We start from the raw sequence: 15,414 nt of genomic DNA on the forward strand, positions 1-15,414 counted from the left end.
CGCCGGGAACAACCGCCCCCATGATCCCGCCCCGCAGCCCCCGCCTGGACGACCGCGACATCGCCATCCTGGCGATCCTGTCGCGCGAGGGGCGCATCGCCAAGACCGACCTGGCCGCCCGGGTGAACCTGTCGCCCACCCCCTGCTGGGACCGCATGAAGCGGCTGGAGCAGGCGGGGCTGATCCGGGGCTATCGCGCGCAGGTCGATCTGGCGGCGCTCGGGCCGCATGTGCAGGTCTTCGTGACGGTCGAGCTGGACAGCCACCGCGCCGAAAGCTTCCAGATCTTCGAGCGGGTGATCGCGCGGATGGACCCCATCACCGGCTGCTGGGCCATCGGCGGCGGTTACGACTACCTGATGCTGGTGATCGCGCCCGATGTGGCGGCCTTCCAGACGCTGATGGACGGGCTTCTGGAAAGCCGGGCCGGGGTCAGGCGCTATTTCAGCTATATCGTCACCAAGCCGGTCAAGGACCAGCCCCCGGCCTCGGCCCTGCTCGGCTAGAGGAATCCCCGGCGGGCGCGGGCCACAACAGAGGAATCCTCTGCACCCCTCGTCCCGAACAGGCAAATCCCCTGCGCGCCCTGCGTCATGATGCGGCCAGAGCAAGAGAGGTGACCGATGTTCGACGACCACCAGAGCCAATTGACCGAACGGCTGGCCGATGCCGGGCTGCTGCCCGGACATGGCGATTTTCCCGCCGAGGGGCGCCTGGCCGTCCGCGATCCCGCCACCGGCGCGCTGGTCGCGCAGGTCGCCGTCAGCGCGGCGCCCGGCGCCCGGGCGGCGGTGGATGCCGCGCAGGCCGCCTTCCCCGGCTGGTCCGCGATGCTGCCCCAGCACCGCGCCACCATCCTGCACCGCTGGCATGCGATGATCCTGGAGGCGCGCGAGGATCTGGCGCGCATCATGGTGGCCGAGCAGGGCAAGCCCCTGAGCGAGGCGCGCGGAGAGATCGACTATGCCGCCAGCTTCGTGGCCTTCTATGCCGAGGAGGCGCTCCGCCCCAATATCGAGGGCGTGACCAGCCACCTGCCCGATGCGGAAATGGAGCTGTGGCGCGAACCCGTGGGCGTCGCCGCCCTGATCACGCCCTGGAACTTTCCCTGCGCGATGATCACCCGCAAGGCCGCCGCCGCCCTGGGCGCGGGCTGCACGGTGGTGATCCACCCGTCCGCCGAGACGCCGCTGTCGGCGCTGGCGCTGGCGGTGCTGGCACGGCGCGCGGGCTTCCCCGAGGGCGTGGTGAACACCGTCATCGGCGATGCCGCGACCATCGTGGGCGAATGGACGGGCGACGCGCGGGTCCGCGCGCTGTCCTTCACCGGGTCCACGGAAGTCGGGCGGCTGCTTTATCGCCAATCCGCCGACACGGTGAAGCGCCTGGTGCTGGAACTGGGCGGCCACGCGCCCTTCATCGTCTTTCAGGGCTGCGATCTGGACCGCGCCGTGGCCGAGGCCGTCAAGGCCAAGTTCGCGACCTCGGGTCAGGATTGCCTGGGCGCCAACCGGTTTTACATCCACCGCCCGGTCTATGAGGACTTCTGCGCCCGCTTCACGGCAGCGGTCGAGAAGCTGACTCTGGCGCCGGGGATGCAGGACGGCGATCTGGGTCCGCTGATCCACGACCGCCAGATCGCCAAGCAGGTGGCCCATGTCGAGGATGCGCTGTCCCACGGCGCACGTTTGCTGACCGGCGGCGGGGTCGCCCAGGATCTGGGGCCGCTGTTCTTCCAGCCGACCGTGCTGGCCGACGTGACTGACGAGGCCCTGATCATGCGCGAGGAGACCTTCGGTCCCGTCGCCGCCCTGTCGGTCTTCGACACCGAGGACGAGGTGATCGCGCGGGCCAATGCCAGCGAATACGGGCTGGTGGCCTATGTCCACAGCCTGGACCCGCGCCGGATCTATCGCCTGACGCGCGCGTTGCAATATGGCATGGTCGCCGTGAACCGCACCAAGGTCACCGGCGCGCCGATCCCCTTCGGGGGGATGAAGCAGTCCGGGATCGGCCGCGAGGGCGCCCGGCAGGGGCTCGAGGCCTTCACCGAAATCAAGTATGTGTGCCGCGATTGGGCCTGAGGAGATGACGATGCTGACCAATGACGAACTGGCGAAATGGGACCGCGAGAACTTCTTCCACCCCTCGACCCATCTGGCGCAATTCGCGCGCGGCGAGGCGCCGCAGCGCATCGTGACCGGCGGCGAGGGCTGCCACATCCACGACCGTGACGGCAACAAGCTGCTGGACGGGTTCGCGGGGCTCTATTGCGTGAACGTGGGCTATGGCCGCCAGGAGATCGCCGAGGCGATCGCCGATCAGGCGCGCGAGCTGGCCTACTACCACTCCTATGCCGGTCACGGCACCGAGGCCTCGATCACCCTGGCCAAGATGGTCATGGACCGCGCGCCCGAGGGGATGGCGCGGGTCTATTTCGGCCTGTCGGGATCGGATGCGAACGAGACCAACATCAAGCTGGTCTGGTACTACAACAACATCCTGGGCCGCCCGAAGAAGAAGAAGATCATCAGCCGCTGGCGCGGCTATCACGGCTCGGGGCTGATGACCGGCTCGCTGACCGGCCTGGACCTGTTCCACCGCAAGTTCGACCTGCCGCTGGAGCAGGTGATCCACACCGAGGCGCCCTATTACTTCCGCCGCCCCGATGCCTCGATGTCCGAGGGTGATTTCGTGGGCTATTGCGTCGACAAGCTGGAGGCGCTGATCCAGGCCGAGGGGGCCGACACCATCGCCGCCTTCATCGGCGAGCCGGTGCTGGGCACGGGCGGCATCGTGCCCCCGCCCGCAGGCTACTGGCCCGCCATCCAGGCGGTGCTGGACGCCCATGACATCCTGCTAATCGCCGACGAGGTGGTGACGGGCTTCGGCCGCTTGGGCAGCATGTTCGGGTCGGATCACTATGGCATGAAGCCGGACCTGATCACCTCGGCCAAGGGGCTGACCTCGGCCTATGCGCCGCTCTCGGCCTCGATCGTGGGGCAGCGGATGTGGGACGTGCTGGCACGCGGCACCGACGAGAACGGCGTCATGGGCCATGGCTGGACCTATTCCGCCCATCCCATCGGCGCGGCGGCGGGGGTTGCCAACCTGAAGCTGATCGACAGCCTGGGGCTGGTCGAAAATGCCGGCACGGTCGGCGCCTATCTGAACGAGCGGATGACGGCGGCGGTGGGCGATCACGCCCATGTCGGCGAGGTGCGCGGCGAGGGGATGCTCTGCGCGGTCGAGCTGGTCGCCGACCGCGACGCGCGGCGGTTCTTCGATCCGTCCGAGGGCAAGGGCGCCAAGGTCGTCGCCGCCATGCTGAAACGCGGGGTGATCGCGCGGGCCATGCCGCAGGGCGACATCCTGGGCTTTGCGCCGCCTCTGTGTTTGACGCGAGAGGAGGCGGACCGGATCGTCGAGGTGACGGCGGAGGCGCTGGCCGAGGTGCTGGGTTGAGGCTTTGCGTCCCGCGACGGCCGGGGGGCTTCGCGCCCCCCGGACCCCCCGCGGGATATTTGGGCCAAGATGAAAGGGTTAGGTTGGGGCGATCTGGTCGGGAGTGTCGATGTCGCGCAGAAGGCTGCGGGCGTCGATGTACTGGGTTGGCGGCAGGTCCTGGAGGAGACGGGCGGCGCCTTGGTCTCCGTTCAGGCTGTGCAGGTCGGCAAGGCGGGCCTGCGGGAAGCAGGCGGGGGGCAGCGGGGCGGTACCGTCATGGCTGCAGGCGGGCAGGTCCTCGGTGGCGGCGGTCAGGATGCGCGTCAGATGCGCGGCGGTCACGTCGGGCATATCCCCCAAGGCGATGAGCAGGCGGTCGGGCTGGCCGGCCGCCTGCAGTCCCGCGCGCAGGCTGTCGGATTGCTGGCCCGGGGGGATCAGGATTATCTCGAACCCGTCGAGCAGACGTGCGAGTTCGGGATGGGCGATGACGGCGATGCGGTGGTCGAGAGGCGTGTCGCGCAGCGCATCTGCGGCATGGGTGACCAGCGGCTGTCCGTGCAGCAGGGCCAGCAGCTTGTCCTGCGGCCCGAAGCGGCGCGAGGCGCCGGCGGCCAGCAGGAGGCCGGTGCGGATCACGCGGTAAGCGCCTCGTAGGCCGCGAGGATCTCGGTCAGGGTCGAGGCGGCGATCAGGCGCGGGTCGCGGGCGGGCGAGATGACACCGATCGGACCGCGCAGGCGGGCCAGGGTCGGCGCATCGACGCCCTGCTGCGCCAGCGCCGCATGACGGGCGGCGCGGGCGCGCTGCGAGCCGAGCGCGCCGATGTAGAAGGCCTCGGATTGCAAAGCGCGGGTCAGGGCCGGCAGCTCGCGGTCGTGGTCGTGGAACAGGGTGACCACGGCGCTGTAGGCATCGGGGCGGGCCTCCTGCCCCAGGATCGGCATGTCCAGCGCAGCCACCAGGGCGGTCAGGGCCTGGGCCTCGTCGCCCTCGCCATGGATCTGGAAGGCCGGCGGGGGCGGCAGGGTCAGGGCGAAATCGGCCGTGTCCGGCGCCTCGGTCCGGCAGGGGCGTCCGGTCTGCAGGTTCACGCACCAGCGCCCCGAGCGGCGGCGGATGCGGTCGTCCCAGATGGCGCCCAGCCAGTCGGGATCGGGACGGTGGATCAGCGCGATGTCCACGCTGCCGCCACAGGGCAAGGGCAGATCCACCGGCCCGCCCACGCCATAGGTCAGCCGCGTGACCGGGCCGGGGCGGTCCAGATGCGCGGCGATGTCGCCATCGATGCAGCCCGCGCCCAAGCGTCCCACGCGCGTGCCATCGGGCCAGAGCGCCATCATCGCGCCGGGGCGGCGGGGAAAGCCGCCCGTGGTGCCGGTCAGAAGCGCCAGGGCCCCGCCGGGGCGGCGCAGCAGGGACTTGACCGGGCAGGTGCCCGTGGCGGCGATGGGGGCAGAGATCGACATGGCAGGATTCCGGCACAAAGGGTCGCAGCCCCTGTAACGCCCCTGCCCCGGATTTGGATGCACGGAAATCTGCAACCTTGAGGCGGTGTGCGAGGTAGGACGCCCTCGGTCATCGCTCCAGACATCAGACTGTGCGATCCTGGAAGGCCCGGGGGCGGCGCGGTTCAGGCGGCGGGCATCTCGATCTGGATCTTGACGTCGGTCTCGCGGCCCTCGGCGGCGCGGTCGAAGGCGGCGATGCTGTCGGCGAAGGGCATCGTCAGCGAGATGAGCGGCGTCAAGTCCACCTTGCCCGCCGCGATCAGGGCGATGGCGCGGTCATAGACATTGGAATAGCGGAAGACGGTCTCGATCCGCAGCTCCTTCGCCTGCAGGCCCACGATGTCGACGGGCACCGGATCGACCGGCATGCCGACCAGCACGACCGTGCCGCCGGGCCGGGCCAGCTGCGGCAGGCCCAGGATGGCGGGCGCCGCGCCCGAGCATTCGAAGACCACGTCCGCGCCCCATCCAGCCGTGGCATCCGCGATGGCCTCGGCTGCCGGGGTCTGGCGGATGTTGATCGTCTCGATGCCGGGATAGGCGGCGATGATGTCCAGCTTGGGCTGGGCCAGATCGGCCACGTAGACCTTGGCGCAGCCGCCGGCCAGCGCGGCCAGCGCGGTCATCATGCCAATGGGACCGGCGCCGTTGACCAAGCCGATGTCGCCGGGCTGGATGCGGGCGCGCAGCGCGGCCTGCATGCCGATGGCGAAGGGCTCGACCATCGCGCCCTCGGCGAAGGAGACGTTGTCGGGCAGCAGGTAGGTATAGGCCGCCGGATGGACCACATGCGGCGTCAGGCAGCCATGGATGGGCGGCGTCGCCCAGAACCGGACGGCGGGATCGACGTTGTAGATCCCCATCTTGGCCGCGCGCGAGGTCGGGTCGGGGATGCCCGGCTCCATGCAGACGCGGTCGCCGGGCTTCAGGTGGCGGACCTGCGCGCCGACCTCGGTCACCACGCCCGAGGCCTCGTGGCCCAGCACCATCGGCTCGGTGACGACGAAGGGGCCGATCTTGCCATGGGTATAGTAATGCACGTCCGATCCGCAGACCCCGACCGTGCGGATGGCGATGCGCACATCGTCCGGCCCCAGATCCGTGTCCAGCGCGATCTCGCGCAGCGACAGCTGGCCCTTGGCCTCCAGCACCAGTGATTTCGCCATGGTGATCCCCTCCCTGCGGGTCGTTTCTCTGCGCGGCCAGCAGGACGGCGACCGCCGCGGGGTGTCAATGTCGCCCCGCGGGAAATCGCGGCAAATTTCGCAAGACAGGAAAAAAGCGATCGGCCTTGCGGGCGGGACTGCAGGGGTCAGCCCGCCAGATAGTCCTGATAGAGCGCGTTCATCCGGGCGGTGCGCGGCCCGGGACGGCCATCCCCGATGGGCCGCCCGTCGATGGTCGCCACCGGGGTGATGCCGCCAAGCGTGCCGGTGACGAAGGCCTCGTCGGCGGAATAGACCTGCGCCAGGGTGAAGGGCGCCTCGCGCACCGTCAGCCCCGCCTGCCGCCACAGCCGGATGGCGGCCTTGCGGGTGATGCCGTTGAAGCAGGTCAGCCCGTCCGAGGTCCACAGTTCGTCGCCCCGGAAGATGAAGAAGTTCGTCGAATTGCACGAGGCGACGAAGCCCCGGTCGTCCAGCATCAGCGCCTCGTCCGCGCCCATGTTGATCGCCTGCAGCAGCGCCTGGATGAAGTTCAGCCGCGAATGGGAATTCAGGCGCAGGTCGAACACATCCGGCGTGGAACAGCGGATGGTCGAGGTCATCAGCGCCATCCCGGTCTCCTTCAGGGCCGGGTTCGGCTGCTTCCATTCGGCCACGATGACGATGGTGGCGCCGCCGGTGATAAAGCGGGGGTCCTGGTTCGGCGTCGATTTCACCCCGCGCGAGATCATGATGCGGATATGCACGCCGTCCTGCATGTCGTTGTGGCGCAGGCATTTCCAGATTTCCTCGACCAGCCCGGCCTTGGTGAAGCCGATGTCCAGCTGGATCGCCGTCGCGCCTTCGAAGAGGCGGTCGATATGGTCGTCGATGGCTAGAAGGCGCCCGTCGATCAGGCGGATCCCCTCCCAGATGCCGTCGCCCAGCACGAAGCCCGCATCGAAGATCGACACCTTGGCCTGATCGCGGGGAAAGAAGTCGCCGTTCACATAGATCTGCACCCCCTCGTTGCGGGGATCCTTCACATAGCTTTGCGACGAGGAACTGCTGAGCGGGGTCATGATGCGGCCTTCTGTCGGGATGTCTGCAGGTCAGATGTCGAAGCTGACGCCCTGCGCCAGGGGCAGCTCGCGCGAGTAGTTGATCGTGTTGGTGGCGCGGCGCATGTAGCCCTTCCACGCGTCCGAGCCGCTTTCGCGCCCGCCGCCGGTTTCCTTCTCGCCACCGAAGGCCCCGCCGATCTCGGCGCCCGAGGTGCCGATGTTCACGTTGGCGATGCCGCAATCGGACCCCGCCGCCGACAGGAACGTCTCGGCCTCGCGCAGGTCGGTGGTGAAGATCGAGGACGAGAGGCCCGCGCCGACCGCATTGTGCTGCGCGATCGCCTCGTCCAGATCGCCGTAACGCATGACATAGAGGATCGGCGCGAAGGTCTCCTCCAGCACCGGGCCGGTCTGGGCGGGCATCTCGACCAGCGCGGGGCGGACGTAGAAGGCGGCCTCGGGGCCTGCCTCGGTGACGCGCGTGCCGCCATGGACGGTGCCGCCGGCGGCCTTCGCGGCCTGAAGCGCCGCCTGCATGGCGTCATATGCCGCGCGGTCGACCAGCGGGCCGACCAGCGCGGGCGTCGTCAGCGGGTTGCCCACCGTGACCGAGGCGTAGGCCTTGACCAGCCCCGGGACCAGCTGGTCATAGACGCTGTCATGGACGAACAGCCGCCGCATCGTCGTGCAGCGCTGGCCCGCCGTGCCCATCGCGCCGAAGGCGATGGCGCGCAGGGCCATGTCCAGATCGGCCGAGGGGCAGACGATGCCCGCATTGTTGCCGCCCAGCTCCAGGATCGTGCGCCCGAAGCGCGCCGCCACCTTGGGCCCCACCTGCCGCCCCATCCGGGTCGAGCCGGTGGCCGAGACCAGCGCCACGCGCGGACCCTCGACCAGCGCCTCGCCCGTCTCGCGGCCGCCGACGATCACTTGGCTCAGTGCCTCGGGCGCGTCGCCGAAGCGGGCCAGGGCGCGGTCCAGGATCGCCTGGCAGGCCAGCGCGGTCAGCGGGGTCTTCTCGGACGGCTTCCAGACGACCGGATTGCCGCAGACCAGCGCCAGCGCGGTGTTCCACGACCAGACCGCGACCGGGAAGTTGAAGGCCGAGATGACGCCCACGACGCCAAGCGGGTGCCAGGTCTCCATCATCCGGTGGCCGGGGCGTTCGGTGGCGATGGTCAGGCCATAGAGCTGGCGCGACAGGCCCACGGCGAAATCGCAGATGTCGATCATCTCCTGCACCTCGCCCGCGCCCTCGGACGGGCTCTTGCCCGCCTCGATCGAGACGAGGCGGCCCAGATCGTCCTTGGCGGTGCGCAATTCCTCGCCCAGCAGCCGGACCAGCTCGCCCCGGCGCGGCGCGGGAACCGTGCGCCAGGCGCGGAAGGCCACCGCAGCGCGGTCGATAGCGGCGGTGACCTCGGCGGCGCCCTGTTCGGGCAGCGTGGCGATGCGCTCGCCGGTGACCGGCGAGAAGCTGTCCAGCGTGCCGCCGGTATAGAGCGCGGATCCGACGCCGAGGCGGTCCAGAACGTCGCGGGTCACGGTGGCGATGCTGTCGGTCATGGGGATGGGTCCTTGTCGGTCGTGCGAGGGCGCGAGGCCCGTTCAGGTCTGTGGATGTCGGCGTGCCGCAGGGGCGCGGGTTCGGGGGCCTTCTTACAGCATCGCCCCCACCTTGGAACGGGTTGTTTGGGACTGAGGTGATGCGGCCCCGGAATGGCGCGGGCGGGGCGCGTCTCCTTGGTCAGCGCCGCGCATCGACCAGATGCACCATCTGCGCGCCGATCTCGAACCCGGCGGCGCGCAGGCGTCCAAACGCGGCGGGCTGGGGCTGGCAAGGGCGCAGCGGCAGGTCGGCCTCGGGGATCTCACCCGACAGATAGCCCGCCAGGACCTGCCCGAAGACCGTGCCCGGTGCGATCCCCCGGCCATTGTAGCCGCAGAAGCTGTAGACACCCTCGTCCAGCCGGTGGAACCGGGGCAGGTTGTCGCCGGTCATGCCGATCTGCCCGAACCAGCCCGTCTGGAACTTGACCTCTCCGATCTGCGGAAAGATCCGCCGCAGCGCGCGCCGTGCCCAGGCCCGGTGGACCAGATCGCCGCTGTTGCGCAGCGCGCCGACCGAGCCGAAGACCATCCGGTTCTGCCGGTCCAGCCGGAACGAGGTCAGCACCTCCTGCGTGTCCCATCCGCCCTGCCGCCCGGGCAGGATGGTCCGGGCGACATCGTCAGACAGGGGTTCGGTCGCCAGGTTGAAATAGGGCAGGAAGACCTGCTGCGTGCGAAGTTCCGGCGTCAGGTGGCGGGTATAGGCGTCGGTCGCCATGACCACCCGCCGCGCGGTGACCGATCCCGCCGGGGTGGTCACGCGCCAACCCGCGCCCTGCCGCTGCAGCCCCGTCGCGGGCGAGCCGGTGAAGATCCTCGCGCCCTGCCCCAAAGCCGCCCGGGCCAGCCCGCGCGCATAGGCCAAGGGCTGGATCGTGCCCGCCCGGCGGTCCAGAAGCGCACCGGCATAGACTTTGCTGCCGATCATCGCGGCGGCCTCGTCGGGCGGCAGCAGCTCGACCGGGGCGCCGAGGCGCTGCCACTGGCGGGCGCGTTCGGACAGCTCGGCCCAGCCCGAAGGCCCGACCGCCGCGTGCAGGGTGCCCGTGGGCGTGGCCTCGCAGGCGATGTCATGGCGGCGCACGATGTCCCAGACCCGGGCCGGACCCTCGGCCAGCAGCGCGATGAGGCGCCCCCCCTGATCGGGGCCGAGCGTCGCCACCAGCTGGTCGGGCATGACCCACATGCCCGCATTGACCAGCCCCACATTGCGCCCCGCGCCGCCGAAGCCGATCTCGACCGCCTCCAGCACGACCGCGTCGATGCCGCGCTCGGCCAGGTGCAGGGCGGTGGAGAGGCCGGTATAGCCCGCGCCGACGATGACGACCTCGGCGGTGGTCTCGCCCTCCAGCCGGCCTGTCGGCGGGGCGGCGGGGGCGGTGCGTTCCCACAATCCGTGGGTGCAGGGATCATCGCGCATCGGTCGGGCCCCTTTCATGGCGGGGCCCGTGTCGCCACGCCCCTCGGGGGACTTTTGTCCGCCGGCCCCGGCAGTTAAGATAGCGCCAGTTTTTCATGACATCTGCCCATCCCGGAATGACCATGGCCACGCCCCGCAGGTTCCTGCCCTCGCTGCCGCTACTGGCAGCCTTCGAAGCCGCTGCCCGGACCGGGTCGATCACCCAGGCCGCGCAGGAGCTGGCGCTGACCCAATCCGCCGTCTCGCGCCAGATCCGGGCGCTGGAGGGGCAGCTGGGCGTCACGCTGTTCGTGCGCGAGAAGCAGACGATCGCGCTGACCCTGGGCGGCCAAGGCTATGCGCGCGAGGTGCGCGACGCGCTGCAGCGCATCTCGGCGGCCTCGATGAACCTGCGCGCCAGCCCGGCAGGCGCCCTGACCCTGGGCGTGCCGCCGGGCTTCGGGGCGCGCTGGCTGATCCCGCGCCTGCCGCGCTTCACCGCACAATGCCCCGACATCACCGTCAACATCCTCAGCCGCGCGGCCCGGTTCGAGTTCCGCGACGGCATCGTCGATGCGACCATCCGCTTCGGCAGCCCCGGGCGCGGCGAGGAGCCCGCCGTGATGCTGCAGCCCGAGACGGTGCTGCCGCTCTGCGCGCCCGAACTGGCCGCACGCCACGCGCCGCGCCTGCCACAGGATCTGCGCGGGATGCCGCTTCTGCACCTGACCACCCGCCCCGATGCCTGGGAACGCTGGCTGCGCGAATATGACGTGGATGACAGCGCCATCCACGGGATGCTGTTCGACCAGTTCGCGCTGCTGGGCGCGGCGGCGGTGGCGGGCCTGGGGGTGGCGCTGCTGCCCGAGCAACTGTTCCAGGCGGAACGGGCCGAGGGCCGGCTGGTCGAGGCCTTGCCCCTGCCCTTTCGCGGCACCGAGGCCTACTACCTGTCCTGGCCCCGCGACCGCGACGATTTCCCGCCCTTGCAGCACCTGCGCCGTTGGCTGATCGAGGAGACCGCCGGCCCCACCCCCGACGCGCCCGGACCCGGCTGAGGGCGGCGCATGGGAAAACGGGGCGCCACATTGCCGTGGCACCCCATTTCTACAGTTCAGATGGGCCCGGCGCGTGCCAAGCCGGTCGGCAGGATCCTTACTTGATCTTGCCTTCCTTGTATTCGACATGCTGACGGACGACGGGGTCGTACTTACGCACGGCCATCTTCTCGGTCATCGTGCGGGCATTCTTCTTGGTCACATAGAAGTGGCCGGTCCCGGCGGTCGAGTTCAGCCGGATCTTGATGGTGGTCGGCTTCGCCATGATAATCGCTCCTGCTTCGGGGCAATCGCGCGCCGCACACCCCGTGGAATTCCTGATGAAGACGCCTTTTAGCCTCAGGCGCGGGAGTGTCAACCGCCAAACCGACCCGCTGTCGGGAAAGTGCGGGTCGGCGCCAAGGGACGGGCCGCATTTCGGCGTCAGTCCTCGGTCGTGAACCCGGTGGGGATCTGCCGGCCCTTGCCGGGCGGCAGGTCGGCCTCGCGGATCAGGTCCTCGGCCATGGAATCGGCATTCGGCCCGGCCTTCATCAGATGCTGCCAGACCTCGCGGATGGCCGGCAGGATCCGGGGTTCGGTCACCGCCCGCGCGGTGTGCAGCCAGACCGCCAGCCCGTCGCTGCTGTCGTAGTGACGCTCCTTGCGCAGGGCCGCAATCCGGGTCTGGGCGCTGGAGACGAAACGCGCGACGTCCTTCTTGGGCCATTGCGCGAGGTCGTGAAGATCCTGCCCCTGGGACAGGTGATGGGCAGCCCAGAACTGGGCGGCGGCAGCGTGGCTTTCCACGAAATGCGGCTTGGTCCCGGCCAGCCGGTCGGCCAGCGCCTGCGCCTCGTCGACAAGGCCCGAGATGGCCTTTTCCTGCTTCCATTGCGCAAACACCGCGTCATCCTTGTCCGGGGTCTCAAGGTGGGCATGGTATCACGCCCGGACGCGCCCTGCATCCGGGCCGTGGCAATGTCCTCAGCGCCGCCGCATGAAACGGCGGATCATCTTGAAGATCGCGAAATACTTGAAAAGACGGAACATGGGTTTCTCCTTTGGTGTCGGGGCCAACGCGACGGGCGCGGCTTGGGTTCATTCCGCGCGGACGGCGCGTGACCGCTGCAAAAAAGGACCGGTTTTCGCCCCAAATCCTGCGATTGCGAGGGAACGTTCTGCGCTGCGGCATGTTGAGGGGACGTAGCAAGTTGCAGATGTCGTTCGAACCGTAAAAGGGGCCCGCCGCAAGGCAGGGCCCCTTTTCCGACGGGGGCGTACCGAACCTCCGAAATGCCAAGACAGCATGGGCGCGGGGCACCGCAGACCCCTGCCCCGCCTCTCCAGCAGGGGTCCCTCGGGATCGGCGGGGCGGCGCGATCGACGGGGGTGCGGCAATCGGCACCTGCTGCGCCCCGTGGCGGCGTGCTGCGGCGCCGCATATATCCCTTGCGACAGGAACGGCATGACCCCTAGGATGCAGCCGTCATGACCATCGCACCCCCGCCCCCCACGGCAATCCGCATCACGCCCTCGGCCCCGGTCGTGCGCGATCTGCACGGCTGGCGGGCAAAGTGCCTGCAACGGCTGATCCGCATGGAATTGCCGGTCCCGCGCAGCTTTGCCATCGGCTGCGACAACGTGCGGATGATCGCCCAAGGGCGGCGCCCCCCGCCCGCCGATCTGTCGCCGATCTTCGACGGCAGCGGGCTGGTCAGCGTGCGCCCCTCGGCGGTGATGCCCGAATGGGGCGGGCCGGGCACGGTGCTGAACGTGGGCATCAACGACGCGCTGCACGACCGGCTGGCGGGCCGGATCGGCCAGGCCAATGCGGATGCGGTCTATCTGTCCTTCGTGCAAAGCTATGCCATCCACATCGCCCGGCTGGATCCCGACCTGTTCACCCAGGACGGCCCCGGCGCGCTGGCGGGCGCTCTGCGCTGCTATTGCGACGAAATGGACGCCCCCTTCCCCCAGGATCCCGCCGAACAGCTGTCCGAGGTACTGCGCAGCATGGCGCGGGCCTGGGACGGCCCGACCGCCCGGCTGCTGCGTCAGGCCAAGGGCGCGCCGCCCGACGCGCCCTTGGGGCTGGTCGTGCAGGAGATGGCCTTGGCCTTGGGGCCGGGTATCTGCGGCTCCGGCACGATCCAGTTCATCGATCCGGTCACCGGCGCCCCCCGCGTCACCGGGCGGTTCCGCGGACAGCGCCACGGCCCCACCATCGGCACCGGGGCCGAGACGCTGTACCTGACCCGCGACACGCGCGGCCCCTCGCTGGAGGAGACCGCGCCCGAGATCTTTGCCGATCTGGTCCGCTTCGGCATCGCCGCCCGCGAACGCCTGCGCGAGGAGATGCAGATCGAGTTCGTCGTCACCGGCGGGCAGATCAGCGTCATCGACGCCGACCGCGTCGCGCGCGGCAGCCGCGCCAGCGTGCGCATCGCCGTCAGCCTGGCGCGTGACGGCATCATCCCCCCGACCGAGGCTCTGATGCGGGTCGAGCCCCGCGCCCTGGCCGACCTGCTGCACCATCAGGTCGATCCGCGCGCCCCCCGCGACGTGATTACCCGCGGCATCGATGCCAGCCCCGGCGCCGCCACCGGGCGCATCGTCTTTTCCGCCGCCGCCGCGCAATCCGCCCATGCCCGGGGCGAGCCCTGCATCCTGGTCCGGCGCGAGACCATCCCCGAGGATATCCGCGGCATGCATGCCTCGGTCGGCGTGCTGACGGAACGGGGCGGCACCACCAGCCATGCCGCCGTCATCGCGCGCGGCCTGGGCCTGCCCTGCATCGTGGGGGCCAGCGCGATCCGCATCGATGCCCGCGCCCGGACCCTGCGCGCGGGCACGCGGATGCTGCGCGAGGGCGACGAGATCACCATCGACGGCTCCTCGGGCGAGGTGCTGGCCGGGGCCGCCGTGCTGCTGCCCCCGGCGCTGGACGACGCCTTCACCCAGCTGATGGACTGGGCCGCCGATGCCGGGGGCATGGGCGTGCGCGCCAATGCCGACACGCCCGAGGATGCGATCACCGCGCGCCGCTTCCAGGCCCAGGGGATCGGCCTCTGCCGGACCGAGCACATGTTCTTCGACGGCGAGCGCCTGCCGGCCATGCGCGAGATGATCTTCGCCGACAGCCCCGAGGATCGCCGCCTGTCTCTGGACCGCATCCTGCCCATGCAGCGCCAGGATTTCAGCCGCCTGTTCGAGATCATGGCCGGACTGCCGGTGACCATCCGCCTGTTCGACCCGCCCCTGCACGAATTCCTGCCCCATGACCGCGAGGGCCTGCGCGAGCTGGCGGAATCGCTGGACCTGCCCTTGGCCGACGTGACCCGCCGCGTCGAGGCCCTGACCGAGTTCAACCCGATGCTGGGCATGCGCGGCGTGCGCTTGGGCATCACCGTCCCCGAGATCTATGACATGCAGGCCCGCGCCATCTTCGAGGCGACCATCGAGGCCAGCCGCAAGGGCGATCCGGTGGTCCCCGAGATCATGATCCCGCTGGTCAGCGCCATGCGCGAGGTCGAGCTGGTCAAGACCCGCATCGACGCCGTCGCCGCCGCCGTCCGCAACCAGACGCGGACGGATTTCACCTATCGTCTTGGCGTCATGGTCGAGACGCCGCGCGCCGCGCTGCGGGCGGGCGACATCGCCGGGCAATGCGCCTTCCTGTCCTTCGGCACGAACGATCTGACGCAGATGACCTACGGCCTGTCGCGCGACGATGCGGGCCGCTTCATGGGCACCTATGTCGGTCAGGGCGTCTATGCCGAGGATCCGTTCCATGTGCTGGATCAGGACGGGGTGGGCGAGTTGCTGTTGATCGGCGTCCAGCGCGCCCGCGCCCACAAGCCCGGCATCACGCTGAGCGTCTGCGGAGAGCATGGCGGAAACCCGGAATCCATCGCCTTCTGCCACAAGGCGGGGCTGGATTACGTGTCCTGCTCGCCCTTCCGGGTGCCGGTGGCGCGGCTGGCGGCGGCGCAATCGGCGATTCGCATGTCTCAGGGTCGCGCGGAAATCTGAGTCTGCAACCACAAGTTGCCGACCAATCGGGACGGTTCGGACCTATTTGGGGCCCATGCGCCGGAACCCGCCAAACTGGACTGAACCGTCCAGCGGATTACTGCCCAAAACTGCTTGGACACGGCCCAATCCCCCCTTCGCAGGGAACGGGGATAGCCGGAGGCG

Annotated in this window: 13 protein-coding genes; 5 read left to right on the forward strand and 8 right to left on the reverse strand. The window is 69.8% G+C overall.

The features are described 5' to 3' along the window. The first annotated feature begins 20 nt into the window (after positions 1 to 20). The 3 genes from FA743_RS02025 (at position 21) to FA743_RS02035 (ending at position 3,465) form a co-directional block, all read left to right on the forward strand. Entirely contained in the window at positions 21 to 506 is a 486-nt protein-coding gene (locus FA743_RS02025; protein ID WP_136884197.1) for an Lrp/AsnC family transcriptional regulator, read from the forward strand. A gap of 117 nt (positions 507 to 623) precedes the next feature. After that, positions 624 to 2,084 carry an NAD-dependent succinate-semialdehyde dehydrogenase gene (locus tag FA743_RS02030; protein ID WP_136884198.1) on the forward strand — a complete coding sequence of 487 codons (1,461 nt, stop codon included), beginning with the start codon at positions 624 to 626 and terminating at the stop codon, positions 2,082 to 2,084. Positions 2,085 to 2,094: 10 nt separating this feature from the next. Then, positions 2,095 to 3,465, forward strand: a complete 1,371-nt coding sequence (locus FA743_RS02035; protein WP_136884199.1) for an aspartate aminotransferase family protein — start codon at positions 2,095 to 2,097, stop codon at positions 3,463 to 3,465. A 78-nt stretch (positions 3,466 to 3,543) separates the two neighbouring features. Here the strand turns inward: FA743_RS02035 and FA743_RS02040 are convergent, their stop codons facing one another. The 6 genes from FA743_RS02040 to FA743_RS02065 form a co-directional block, all read right to left on the reverse strand. Further along, on the reverse strand, positions 3,544 to 4,086 hold the full coding sequence (locus tag FA743_RS02040) for a nucleotidyltransferase family protein (RefSeq protein ID WP_136884200.1): 543 nt from the start codon (positions 4,084 to 4,086) through the stop codon (positions 3,544 to 3,546). Next, a complete protein-coding gene (locus tag FA743_RS02045; protein WP_136884201.1) occupies positions 4,083 to 4,916 on the reverse strand; it encodes an XdhC family protein in 834 nt (277 codons plus the stop codon). The genes FA743_RS02040 and FA743_RS02045 overlap by 4 nt, the downstream gene beginning before the upstream one ends. Positions 4,917 to 5,080: 164 nt before the next feature. Beyond that, a complete protein-coding gene (locus tag FA743_RS02050; protein WP_136884202.1) occupies positions 5,081 to 6,124 on the reverse strand; it encodes an NAD(P)-dependent alcohol dehydrogenase in 1,044 nt (347 codons plus the stop codon). A gap of 146 nt (positions 6,125 to 6,270) precedes the next feature. Further along, complete coding sequence (locus FA743_RS02055; protein ID WP_136884203.1) at positions 6,271 to 7,185, reverse strand: aminotransferase class IV; 915 nt, start codon at positions 7,183 to 7,185, stop codon at positions 6,271 to 6,273. 30 nt (positions 7,186 to 7,215) lie between these two features. After that, entirely contained in the window at positions 7,216 to 8,733 is a 1,518-nt protein-coding gene (amaB, locus tag FA743_RS02060; RefSeq protein WP_136884204.1) for an L-piperidine-6-carboxylate dehydrogenase, read from the reverse strand. A gap of 181 nt (positions 8,734 to 8,914) precedes the next feature. After that, positions 8,915 to 10,198, reverse strand: coding sequence for an NAD(P)/FAD-dependent oxidoreductase (locus FA743_RS02065; protein WP_136884205.1), 1,284 nt, complete (start codon positions 10,196 to 10,198; stop codon positions 8,915 to 8,917). Positions 10,199 to 10,320: 122 nt separating this feature from the next. Between FA743_RS02065 and FA743_RS02070 the strand changes: the two genes are divergently transcribed. Beyond that, entirely contained in the window at positions 10,321 to 11,235 is a 915-nt protein-coding gene (locus FA743_RS02070; RefSeq protein WP_136884412.1) for a LysR substrate-binding domain-containing protein, read from the forward strand. 97 nt (positions 11,236 to 11,332) lie between these two features. Here the strand turns inward: FA743_RS02070 and rpmG are convergent, their stop codons facing one another. Both rpmG and FA743_RS02080 read right to left on the reverse strand, forming a co-directional pair. Beyond that, on the reverse strand, positions 11,333 to 11,500 hold the full coding sequence (gene rpmG, locus FA743_RS02075; RefSeq protein ID WP_135312657.1) for a 50S ribosomal protein L33: 168 nt from the start codon (positions 11,498 to 11,500) through the stop codon (positions 11,333 to 11,335). A 158-nt stretch (positions 11,501 to 11,658) separates the two neighbouring features. Then, the gene (locus FA743_RS02080; RefSeq protein WP_136884206.1) at positions 11,659 to 12,120 is read right to left on the reverse strand and encodes a hypothetical protein; all 462 of its coding nucleotides are present in this window, start codon (positions 12,118 to 12,120) and stop codon (positions 11,659 to 11,661) included. Between the two features lie 585 nt (positions 12,121 to 12,705). On the opposite strand from FA743_RS02080, the gene FA743_RS02085 reads away from it, so the two are divergent. Next, positions 12,706 to 15,249, forward strand: a complete 2,544-nt coding sequence (locus tag FA743_RS02085) for a putative PEP-binding protein (RefSeq protein WP_136884207.1) — start codon at positions 12,706 to 12,708, stop codon at positions 15,247 to 15,249. Positions 15,250 to 15,414: the final 165 nt, after the last annotated feature.

Origin of the sequence: Paracoccus gahaiensis, from assembly GCF_005048225.1 — a bacterium.
GTDB classification, from domain to species: Bacteria; Pseudomonadota; Alphaproteobacteria; order Rhodobacterales; family Rhodobacteraceae; genus Paracoccus; species Paracoccus gahaiensis.

Excerpts from the sequence above, each read along its gene's own strand:
- FA743_RS02025 (WP_136884197.1), top strand. The coding sequence starts at position 21 with ATGATCCCGCCCCGCAGCCCCCGCCTGGACGACCGCGACATCGCCATC.
- FA743_RS02030 (WP_136884198.1), top strand. The coding sequence starts at position 624 with ATGTTCGACGACCACCAGAGCCAATTGACCGAACGGCTGGCCGATGCC.
- FA743_RS02035 (WP_136884199.1), top strand. The coding sequence starts at position 2,095 with ATGCTGACCAATGACGAACTGGCGAAATGGGACCGCGAGAACTTCTTC.
- FA743_RS02045 (WP_136884201.1), bottom strand. The coding sequence starts at position 4,916 with ATGTCGATCTCTGCCCCCATCGCCGCCACGGGCACCTGCCCGGTCAAG.
- FA743_RS02050 (WP_136884202.1), bottom strand. The coding sequence starts at position 6,124 with ATGGCGAAATCACTGGTGCTGGAGGCCAAGGGCCAGCTGTCGCTGCGC.
- FA743_RS02055 (WP_136884203.1), bottom strand. The coding sequence starts at position 7,185 with ATGACCCCGCTCAGCAGTTCCTCGTCGCAAAGCTATGTGAAGGATCCC.
- amaB (WP_136884204.1), bottom strand. The coding sequence starts at position 8,733 with ATGACCGACAGCATCGCCACCGTGACCCGCGACGTTCTGGACCGCCTC.
- FA743_RS02065 (WP_136884205.1), bottom strand. The coding sequence starts at position 10,198 with ATGCGCGATGATCCCTGCACCCACGGATTGTGGGAACGCACCGCCCCC.
- FA743_RS02070 (WP_136884412.1), top strand. The coding sequence starts at position 10,321 with ATGGCCACGCCCCGCAGGTTCCTGCCCTCGCTGCCGCTACTGGCAGCC.
- rpmG (WP_135312657.1), bottom strand. The coding sequence starts at position 11,500 with ATGGCGAAGCCGACCACCATCAAGATCCGGCTGAACTCGACCGCCGGG.
- FA743_RS02085 (WP_136884207.1), top strand. The coding sequence starts at position 12,706 with ATGACCATCGCACCCCCGCCCCCCACGGCAATCCGCATCACGCCCTCG.